Raw genomic sequence first — 8,849 nt, 5'->3', positions numbered from 1 at the left:
AGCTGCTGCCGGGCCACCTGCAGCTCGGCGGCATTGCCTCGGGCCTCCTGCTGGGCCTGCTCGGCGAGCTGCAGGGCCGCGGCCGCACCGCCGCGGGCCTCGGCCACCTCTGCTTCGGCCTGCCGCCGGGCGTCGGCGAGCTGTCGGCGGAGCTCGGCCACCTCGGCCTCGGCGGCGTCGGCCCTGCCGGCCTCCTGCTCGGCCTGGTGCTGGCGGTCGGCGAGCTGCTGCCGGGCCACCTGCAGCTCGGCGGCATTGCCTCGGGCCTCCTGCTGGGCCTGCTCGGCGAGCTGCAGGGCCGCGGCCGCACCGCCGCGGAGCTCGGCCACCTTCGCCTCGGCCTGCCGCCGGCCCTCCGCCTCGGCCTGGGCAGTACGTTCGGCGGCTGTCACCGCGGCGGCCGCGACGGTGAGCGTTTCGTGGACGGTCTGCGCCCGCTGAAACCGCGCTTGTGCTGCTGCTACTCGGCCGCTGAGCTCTGCCGCTGGCAATGCCACGGCGGGCTGAGGGTGGGCCTCTAACGTCTCAGGCAGGGCCTGGACAGTCTGCTGATCCATCGCGTCCCCCTTGGGTCGGGATGATTGTTGCTTGCGAGCGTGGTAGCGAGCTTGGTAGCAAGCGAGCGCGCTTTCTCGTTCCCGCGCTCGCTCGCTGCCTCGCTTGCCTTCTTGCTACAGCGCTTGACCTGCGAGTTAGGCAGTCTGCTGGCCGTTCTGCTCGGCAGTGCGGAGCTCCGAAATCGCCCGGTGAGCGGCGGCCTGGTCGTACGTCCTGCCCGTCTCGCGTTCGAGCGTGGTCCGCAGCTGCTCGGCAATCGCGTTGGTGGTCCGCTTGTCGTCCGGGGCAATGTCTCGGTGGTAGAGCGCCTGAATCGCGGCCTTCTTGCTCCCGCGGGACAGGTTCACCACGCCCTCGCTGTCGGCTTCGTCGGCCTCGTCGTCGTCGCCCTCGTCGTCAATCAGCGGGAGGCGAGCCTGCACCCGGGGGTTGCTGTCCGTTCCGGCGGCGGCCGGACGCTCGGCATTGCCGGGTGCGGCCGGCTCGTTCCCGCCCTCGTCGCCGAGGCAATCGGCGCCGGCCTCGTCGGCGTCCTGGTGGTGGTGCTGGTCCTGCTCGGGCCTCGGGTGGGGCAGTTCGACGGGCAGGCAGTATGCCTCGGCATTGCCGATCCGGTCCACCGCGCTGGCCTCGGCATTGCGGGCCAGGGCCTCGAACGCCTCGACCTGGCGCGTCAGCAATGCCAACGCACCCTCGGCCGCCTGCCGTGCCTCGGCGGTCTCTGCCGCGGCGGCCGCCACGGTCTCCTCGGCCTGCCTCTTCGCCTCGGTGGCCTCCGCCTCGGCAGCCGCGGCCTTGGCGGCTTCCTGCTCGGCCGCTGCTTCCGCCTCGGCGAGCTTCGCCCGCAGCTTCTCCGCCTCGGTGGCCTCCGCGGCCTCCTCCTCCGCGGTCTTCCACGGGCGGTGGAGGTTGGCGTGCCGGAGCTCGGTTGCGTGGCGGCGGAGCGCCAACCGGCCCTCGAACTGGTCACGGCGGAGCGGGTCCGCAGTGCCGGCCGCTTCGAGTGCCTGGCCGAGGCGGCGGGCCACAGCACGCCCCTTGCGGCCCTCGCGCTGCTTGTCCGTCAGTCGGGCCTCGCGGTCGGCGAGTTCCACCGCGCGGTCCATCGCGCGGTCCCGGGCGATCTCCTGGGCGGTCTGTCCGCGCTGGGCCAGGCCGAGGTAGGCCATCATGCGCTCGCGGATCTCGCGGGCGATCTGCGCGCCGGCGGCCTGGCTCTCCTCGCCGGTGCGGTGCCGGAGCTCAAGGCCGAGGGCGGAGTGGGCGGCAAGCGCGGTACCGAAAGAACCGATGATGATCCGCACAATGGTACTGACGGTGAATCCGCCGCCCTCGTGCCATGCGGGCACTCCGCTGAGCGCGGCGAATACCCACACGCCGGTGCCGAACCACCCGGGGGAGGGGTTGACGGGGTTTGCGAGCCGTTCGCGGGCCCCGAACACCATCATGGCGAGAAGGCTTTCGAATGCCGCGCAGGAAAAGATCCGCTCAAACTCGGTGGCCATTTTCAGGCCGTCCGGGTCGCCCGCGAATCCGTAATTGGTGTGAAGGCTTACGGACGTGCAGATGATGAAAGCAATTGCCGCCGAGATGGTGCCGGCGCTGAGCTTCCTCCGCTGCCTATCCTTTCGGCTGGACCGAATTCCGATGATCGTAATAGCGGCAATGGAGACACACAGTGCCGCCGCCGCTCCAATCATCACGGCGTGCTCCTGTGCCCACTGGGTCACCTGGGACATTTGGTCACACCTGCCGCTCGGTCGTCCGGCCACTGCGACGGATTCCGGCCGTCCTGTCCGCCGCGGTCACCGCGGGGTCCTGCGGGGCATTACTGTGGTTGGGGCACAACTCAGGTACCGTCCTGGGGTGTCGAGTGATGAGGGCCCTGGTAGCGCTGCCTCCAAGCGTCGCGCTGCTGGGGCCCTGTCGTTTTGTAGGCCGAGGGTGCTGCCGCTCGTGCGTGCACCCGAGTGGGCTTTCTTGGTAGCGAGCTAGAAAGGTTGCACGCTCGCTTTCTAGATGCCCTGGAGCTTGTCCGGGTCTCCGCCCAGCGCCCGGAACTCGGCGGCGTAGGTCTGCTGCAGGGCCCACTCCACGGCCTGCCTCTTGCTCCACCCGCGCTCGCCGCTCACCTGGTCAATGAGCTGGCTCAGCAGCGGGTCAACCCGGGTGTTCAGCTGCGCGAAGCTCTGCGCGGTCCGGGGACGCCCTCGCGGCGCCGCCGCGGGCGGGGCGGCGGGGGGCTCGATCGGGTCGCGGTCCTCGTCGGGGGCCGGCCTCGGCCCGCCGCCCGCACCTGCACGGGGGCGAGGGTCGGGACGGTCCGAACGGGCGGAAGCGCTCATTACTGGGTACGCACCTTTTCGTTGTAGATTTCTCGGTAAGCCTCGTAAACGGGCTTTCCGGCTTCATACTGCCCGTACCAAACACCAGCTGAGCGCGATTCGGGGACAATCACGCGGTCGGGAATGAACGGGCGAATCAACATGCCTGGAGATGTGCGGTCGAACTCTTCGACGGCCCGAAGGGCGTCCCGGGTCCATACCGCGCCTTTATACGCCGCGCCGAGGATAATGCCGATCTCCCGGAAGTTGTCCGGCAGGCCGAGGCTCCTGCGGTGCTTGAGGTACTTCTGCACGGTCTCTTTAGCGCCGTCCACACCGTCCAAACCGTCCTCATTCGGCTTGGCCGCGTAGACGATTCCGTTGATGGCGGTCAAGATGTTCTGAATGATCAGACCGCCTTGGCGGTTGGGCGAGTCGAAGAAGAACCGCGCCCGCACCCCTTGAATCGAATTCAGCAGACGGACGTTTGCGTGGTCGTCGGCCGTCTTTTCCTGGTTGGACAGCTTCCGATCGGACGGGATGACTCGGAGGTTGGCGGGCCAGCCACCGGCCGGGTCCGGCCTGACGGCGAGTTCCCCCGCCCATCCCTCCACGTCGTCCTGCCCGAAGATCGCCCCAATGTGCAGGCCGGCCTCCACCGGCTGCACGCCGGTCCACTTGGTGACGGCCCCGCGAGGGTCGCAGTCACCCACGATCACGTCGTCTTCCGGATTTTCCTCGGCAGCCGCGACGGCGAGCGACAGCAGCGCCATCGACTTCGTGACGCCCCCGCTCTCGGAGTAGGCGGTGCACCGCTCCAGCTCTGTCATGCCCCGCATCCTAGCCACCGTGCAAGATCGCTTGCTTTCTGACGCGCACTCTAGCGCGCTCCCTAGGATGCTAGCGTGGTAGAAAGAAAGCAACTACTGTTAGGCAACAAGAGAGGGGCCGGGCTTCCTACGGCTACCGGCCCCTCGTGGTTGCCCTGCTCCTGGCCGCGTGCGGCTGGTGGCTGGGCTTGATCCTGTGGGAGGGATCATGGCAAGGGTAGTAGATGGTGACGCCGGCGCTGATCGGCGGCGGGTGGTGGACGTGGTGGCCGTGCCGGCCGGGACGTCCGGGCCGGTGCGGGTACTCGGCGGCCGCTGGTCGTCCCCGCGGCCGCCGGCTCCGCGCTCGTCGTCCGAGGACCTGGTGGCCGTGGCCGCTGCGGTGGGGGTGCTGGGCCGATGACTCACGGACTCGTGGACAACGACACCCAACCGGTCAGCCTGCGGGGTCTGCTGCCGGCGGCGGTGGCCGAGCGGGAGCGGGCGGCGGCCGAGCGGGAACGGGTGCCGCGGTGGCTGACGGCCGATCCGGTCAACGTCGCCCGGGTGGCCTCGACCGCCACGGATGAGCTGACGGCGGTGGTCGCCGGGCTGAACGACCTGGGGGCCGGCTCCTCCGGCGTCTTCTTCCGCGACTACTGGACGGCCGCCCGGGTGGCTTCGCTCTGACAGCGGGCACGGACAAGGGGGCGGGCCCCGGAGTACTCTCCGGGGCCCGCCCCCTTGTGCTGCTCGTGCTGGTCAGTTCGGACCCTTCGGCGCCGGAATGGTGCCCTTCCCCCCGGGCGCCTGCGCGTCAGGGACGGATAGGCGAACCGCCGTGCTCATCAGGCTTGACTCGTCCGGCGACAGGTCGCGGATTCGCACGTTGAGCCCGGTGTGCGGCGCCTCAAGGATCTTCATTTTGGGGCCGCCCTCCAGCACCATCGCCACGTGGTAGATCCCCGACGGCCCGTTGAACCAGAACACCAGATCGCCGGTGGTCACCTCGCTGAGCTTGATGTGCGTTCCGGCCTCGTACTGGTCGGTGGTCACCCGCGGGAGGTGGACGTATGGCCACCATGCGTACTGCACCAAGCTGCTGCAGTCGAAACCGGCGTGGGTCGCGGCGAAGCACTGCCCGTTGAGCCAACCCGCGTCCTTGCTGCAGAACCCGGTGGTGGGCCCGCTCGGTGAGCCACCTCCCCAGACGTAGGGGAGGCCCAGCTGCCCCATGCCTCTGTTCACCACGTTGGTGACGGCCGGCCCGGACAGCGTGGTGGGCGTCTTGTCGGTGCAGGTGACGGTGGTTCCGGTCTCGCCCCCGTACAGGGCTTTGGCCAGGGTCTCCCCGAACGTCGCCCACTTCTTGTACTGGAAGCCGACGCCGGACACCTGGACGGCCTCGGCGGCGTCGGCCATGTCCATCCGCTCCCACCCCTGGATGGTGGTCAACCCGGGGATGCCCTTGGACGGCACGCCGTACAGGAACGCGCCGGTGGCATAGATCGGGTCCAACACCTGCTCGGGGGTGCCCCACCCGACCACCGAACGCTGCTGGAACAGGCCGGCGGCGTCGTGCCCGGCGTAGGGCTTCACCACCCGCATGGATGACTCCTGCATGGCCGTCATCAGCGCGATGGCGGCCGCGCGCTCGGGCAGACCGTGTTCCTTGGCCACCTTGACGATGGTCCTGGCGTTCCCGGTCTGCTCGGCGTCCAGCTGGGTGCCGGCCGCGGTGACGGCACCCGGGGCGCCGCCGCCGCTGTCGCCGACGCTGACGGCCACCGAACAGTACGCCCCGCCCTGGGCGTTGCTACTCCCTCCTACGATCAGCACAACGGGCACGGCGACCACAGCGGCAACGGCCGCCACCCAACCCTTATTCAACGCTTCGTCCCCCTTCGGTAGGTGTCAGCCCGCCGCCACCACCGCGTCCACCCTCCACTCGCCAGCCACCTGGACAAGGTGCAGACTCCACGACTTCCGGTTGTCCGCCGGCGTGCCGTGGTCCGTCAGGTGCTGGTCGTAGGACACCGAGACGAACGCCTCGTCCTGGGTAGTGGGCGGGGCGTCGGCGTCCACGGCCGCGGTGCGGATCGTGGTAACCGACGTCTCCTGAGCTGCGGTCATGCGGGCCGGGAATGCTTGCTGGGTCGGTCGGAGCGTCGTCAGGTAGGTGTCCGTGGCGTACGGGCGGACGCGCTCAACCGGATCGAGTGTCTTGGGCTGCTGCCAGTCGTACGAGTACGACGCGATGGTGAACGCCGAGGCGACGTCCACGGGGCCGAGGCGAGCCGCCCCGGGCGCCGGGGGCGTGCTCGGCGAGCCGGCGGTGGCCGCGGCCGTCGGCGAGCTGGTGGTGGCCGGCGCGGTCGGCGAGCCGGTGCCGCTGGGCGAGCCGGTGGTGGCCACCGAGGGGGCGGCCGGGCTCGCGGTGGCGGCGTCGGCGGCGCGCGTCGAACTCGACGGCGCGGGGTCGCTGCTACAGCCGGTGAGCGCGGCGACGGCGACGGCGGCCAGGACGGCGCCGAGGCCGAGGCGGTTGTGTCGGTACCTCATGCTGTCCTGTCCTCCTTGATAGGGGATGGTTCGCTGTGCTCGTCTGCCTGCTGCTGGGTGTCGGCCTCTCCGCACAGCTTGCGGAGAATCGCCGCGCGAGAGAAGCGGCGCCGGCGGGCCTCGCCCCAGTGTGGGAGCACGGACTGACGGGCGAGCCGGCCCACCTTGTCCGGCCCTATCCCCAACAGCTCGGCAACCTGAGCCGTTGTCAGGATCTCGTCCCGGAAGTCGAGTTCCGCCCATCTCTTCCCGCGCACCGCGGCGTCCAGCGCTGCGGTGGCGAATCTCCAATCCCCGCCCAACTTCACGCCGGGCAGCTCGCCGGCGCGGGCGCGCTCCATGACGGTCCGGGGATTGAGAGAGAGGCGGGCGGCGGCCTGCGTGCTGGTCAGCACGGGCCCCGCCGGGTCCAGGCGGTCCGAACAGGAACCGCCCCGTCGGGGGCGGCCCTGCCGGGCCCGCGTCTTGTCGTCCGTGTCCACTGCCTGTTTGTACCGCACAGAGCGTCACCGGGCCTCCCTCCTTGACATGCCCTGGCACACCACGGGTGTCCTAACCTGCGACCGTGCGTTGATCACGGATGCACCAAGGGTAGTCGGTACGCTACTCTAAAACCGCCCCCAGTACCGAGAAAAAGGGTAGGGTACTTATGTACGGAGCTAGCGCACGGGGGGTGACGCGATGACCGAGGCTGAGGAGATTGACCGGGATCGTCCGGTGAGCCTGCGAGGTCTGCTGACAGCGGATGCGGATAGCGGCACGGGGCAAGGGAGGGCGCGGGGGCGGAACCGCCCGGCGCGCAAGGGGCGCACATCTGTAGACGCACCTTCACACCCGGACGCTCCCTCGCACAAGCAATTTCCGGCCAGCGGCCCGGATCTCTCGGCGCCTGACGGCCCGTCACCTGCGGCTCCGGCGCTTCCGGCGGCAGTGGCGGCGCCCGCCGTGGTGGCCGAATCGCATGTACTCGCCAACCCGGTGCCGCCCGCCGCTACTCCGGCACCCGCGGCTCCGGTCGTGGCCGGACTCGACTTCGGCCCGGCGGCCGAGGCGGCGCCGGCACCCGTTGCCCCGGTGGCGGCTGCCGCTCCGGCAGCTGCACCGGTCGCTCCGGCGCCCGTGGGCCCGTCCCGGGCTGGCCTCACCTTTGGTCCGGTCGCCCCGACCGCCGCCCCGGTGGCGGCCGAGGCGGCGCCGGCACCCGTTGCCCCGGTGGCGGCTGCCGCTCCGGCGCCCGCGGTGGTGCCGGTGCCGATCGCCCCGCCGGCACCTGAGCCGGTGCCCGAACCCTCCTCTCGACGGGGCCTGTTCGGCCGTCGTCGCTCTCGGCCCGAACCCGTCCCGGCCGCCCCGCCGCGGCGGGCGATCATGCCCCCGCTGGTGGATCGGGTCCGGGACGGCGTGCTGCGGCACCGGATCACCGGTCAGCTGCCGGGACACCAGCGCATCGCGGTGGTGAGCCTCAACGGCGGCAGCGGCCGGACCACCGTGGCCCTGGGCCTGGGCGACGTCCTGGCCGCCGAACGGCGCGAGCCGGTGGTGGCGCTGGACGCCGTGCCCTTCCGCGGCAGCCTCGCCGGGTTCGCCGGCGGCCGGGCACCGGTCAACGTCATGGACCTGCTGGCCAACCACGGGGCGTACGCCGTCCACGGGGCACCGACGCCGCCGGCCTTCCGGCGGGCCTCCGGGCTCTCGGTGCTGCCCTCGGAGTCCCGGCCGGACGCCCGGTACATCCTGGGCGCCGACGGCTACCGGTGGCTCGCCGAACAGCTGCTGCCGCAGCACTTCGCCATCACGGTGACCGACACGGCGGCCGGGCTGGCCGACCCGCTGACGGCCTCGGTGCTGTCGCTCGCGGACCTGGTGGTGGTCACCACCACCGCCACGGCCGACTCGGCGTCGGCGGCCCACGATGCCCTGCTGTGGATGATCCGCAACGGCTTCGGGCGGCTGTCCCGCCGGGCCGTCCTCGTCGTCAACGCCGTACGGGAGGGTGACCCGGGCGTGCCCGTGCCCACCCTCTCCTCGTACTTCGGTCCCAAGGTGGGCGCGGTCGTCACCGTGCCGTGGGACCGACACCTGGCGAGCGGCGGGCCGATCGACTCGGCCGCGCTCGACCCGGCAACTCGCACCGCCTACATGACCCTCGGCGCCGCCACCATGGCCGCGCTCACTCGCACGAAGTAGGGAGACACACCGTGTCGTTCACGCTCGACCTGCTGAGCCACGCTCACACCCTGGCGGCCGGCGCCGACCCGGGCCACCTGATCCTCGCGGGCCCGACGCCGACGCCCAAGCCGGGGGGTGGTGTCGTGCCGAACATCGCGCCGGACGCCAACGCCCCGGGCGGCAACGCATTCACCACGATCGTGGGTGCGCTCATGTTCTACGGCCTGCTCGCGGGCCTCGCCGGCCTGGTGCTCGGCGCCATGTCGTTCTCGCTCGGCAAGTACTTCTCTCACCACGGCGCCACCACCGGCGGCCGCGTCGGCATGCTCGCCGCGCTCGCCTGCGTGGTCGTCATCGGCGGCGGGTCCGCGCTCGTGAACTGGGCCTTCAACTTGGGCGCGTCGATCACCTGACGGTCTGAACTTCC

The 8,849-nt window shown here is 71.0% G+C and carries 9 protein-coding genes; 4 read left to right on the top strand and 5 right to left on the bottom strand.

Annotated features, from left to right (window positions below; genetic code table 11):
* Nucleotides 1-521 (top strand): hypothetical protein (locus ABT238_RS34015; RefSeq protein WP_350803571.1); only part of this gene is annotated, 521 nt, incomplete at its 5' end.
* 171 nt (nt 522-692) lie between these two features.
* Here the strand turns inward: ABT238_RS34015 and ABT238_RS34010 are convergent.
* Nucleotides 693-2,297, bottom strand: coding sequence for a hypothetical protein (locus tag ABT238_RS34010; RefSeq protein WP_350803568.1), 1,605 nt, complete (start codon nt 2,295-2,297; stop codon nt 693-695).
* A gap of 605 nt (nt 2,298-2,902) precedes the next feature.
* The gene (locus ABT238_RS34005; protein ID WP_350803562.1) at nt 2,903-3,712 is read right to left on the bottom strand and encodes a hypothetical protein; all 810 of its coding nucleotides are present in this window, start codon (nt 3,710-3,712) and stop codon (nt 2,903-2,905) included.
* Nucleotides 3,713-4,111: 399 nt separating this feature from the next.
* Between ABT238_RS34005 and ABT238_RS34000 the strand changes: the two genes are divergently transcribed.
* Nucleotides 4,112-4,381: a hypothetical protein gene (locus ABT238_RS34000; RefSeq protein ID WP_350803558.1), complete on the top strand. Its 270-nt coding sequence runs from the start codon at nt 4,112-4,114 to the stop codon at nt 4,379-4,381.
* Nucleotides 4,382-4,453: 72 nt separating this feature from the next.
* Here ABT238_RS34000 and ABT238_RS33995 read toward each other — a convergent pair whose 3' ends face one another.
* The 3 genes from ABT238_RS33995 to ABT238_RS33985 form a co-directional block, all read right to left on the bottom strand.
* Entirely contained in the window at nt 4,454-5,530 is a 1,077-nt protein-coding gene (locus ABT238_RS33995) for a C40 family peptidase (RefSeq protein ID WP_350803554.1), read from the bottom strand.
* Nucleotides 5,531-5,605: 75 nt separating this feature from the next.
* Nucleotides 5,606-6,253, bottom strand: coding sequence for a hypothetical protein (locus tag ABT238_RS33990; protein WP_350803549.1), 648 nt, complete (start codon nt 6,251-6,253; stop codon nt 5,606-5,608).
* Nucleotides 6,250-6,735, bottom strand: a complete 486-nt coding sequence (locus ABT238_RS33985) for a helix-turn-helix domain-containing protein (RefSeq protein ID WP_350803545.1) — start codon at nt 6,733-6,735, stop codon at nt 6,250-6,252. The genes ABT238_RS33990 and ABT238_RS33985 overlap by 4 nt, the downstream gene beginning before the upstream one ends.
* 898 nt (nt 6,736-7,633) lie before the next feature.
* Between ABT238_RS33985 and ABT238_RS33980 the strand changes: the two genes are divergently transcribed.
* Both ABT238_RS33980 and ABT238_RS33975 read left to right on the top strand, forming a co-directional pair.
* Nucleotides 7,634-8,440, top strand: a complete 807-nt coding sequence (locus ABT238_RS33980; protein WP_350803541.1) for a MinD/ParA family ATP-binding protein — start codon at nt 7,634-7,636, stop codon at nt 8,438-8,440.
* A gap of 11 nt (nt 8,441-8,451) precedes the next feature.
* Nucleotides 8,452-8,835, top strand: a complete 384-nt coding sequence (locus ABT238_RS33975; RefSeq protein WP_350803533.1) for a DUF6112 family protein — start codon at nt 8,452-8,454, stop codon at nt 8,833-8,835.
* The last annotated feature ends 14 nt before the right edge of the window (nt 8,836-8,849 follow it).

The organism is Kitasatospora sp. NPDC001527 (assembly GCF_040298605.1).
In the GTDB taxonomy this organism is placed as follows: Bacteria; Actinomycetota; Actinomycetes; order Streptomycetales; family Streptomycetaceae; genus Kitasatospora.
This window is presented reverse-complemented; position numbering and strand designations above follow the sequence as displayed.

Coding starts and splice junctions, on each gene's coding strand:
- ABT238_RS34010 (WP_350803568.1), bottom strand. CDS start 2,297: ATGTCCCAGGTGACCCAGTGGGCACAGGAGCACGCCGTGATGATTGGA.
- ABT238_RS34005 (WP_350803562.1), bottom strand. CDS start 3,712: ATGACAGAGCTGGAGCGGTGCACCGCCTACTCCGAGAGCGGGGGCGTC.
- ABT238_RS34000 (WP_350803558.1), top strand. CDS start 4,112: ATGACTCACGGACTCGTGGACAACGACACCCAACCGGTCAGCCTGCGG.
- ABT238_RS33990 (WP_350803549.1), bottom strand. CDS start 6,253: ATGAGGTACCGACACAACCGCCTCGGCCTCGGCGCCGTCCTGGCCGCC.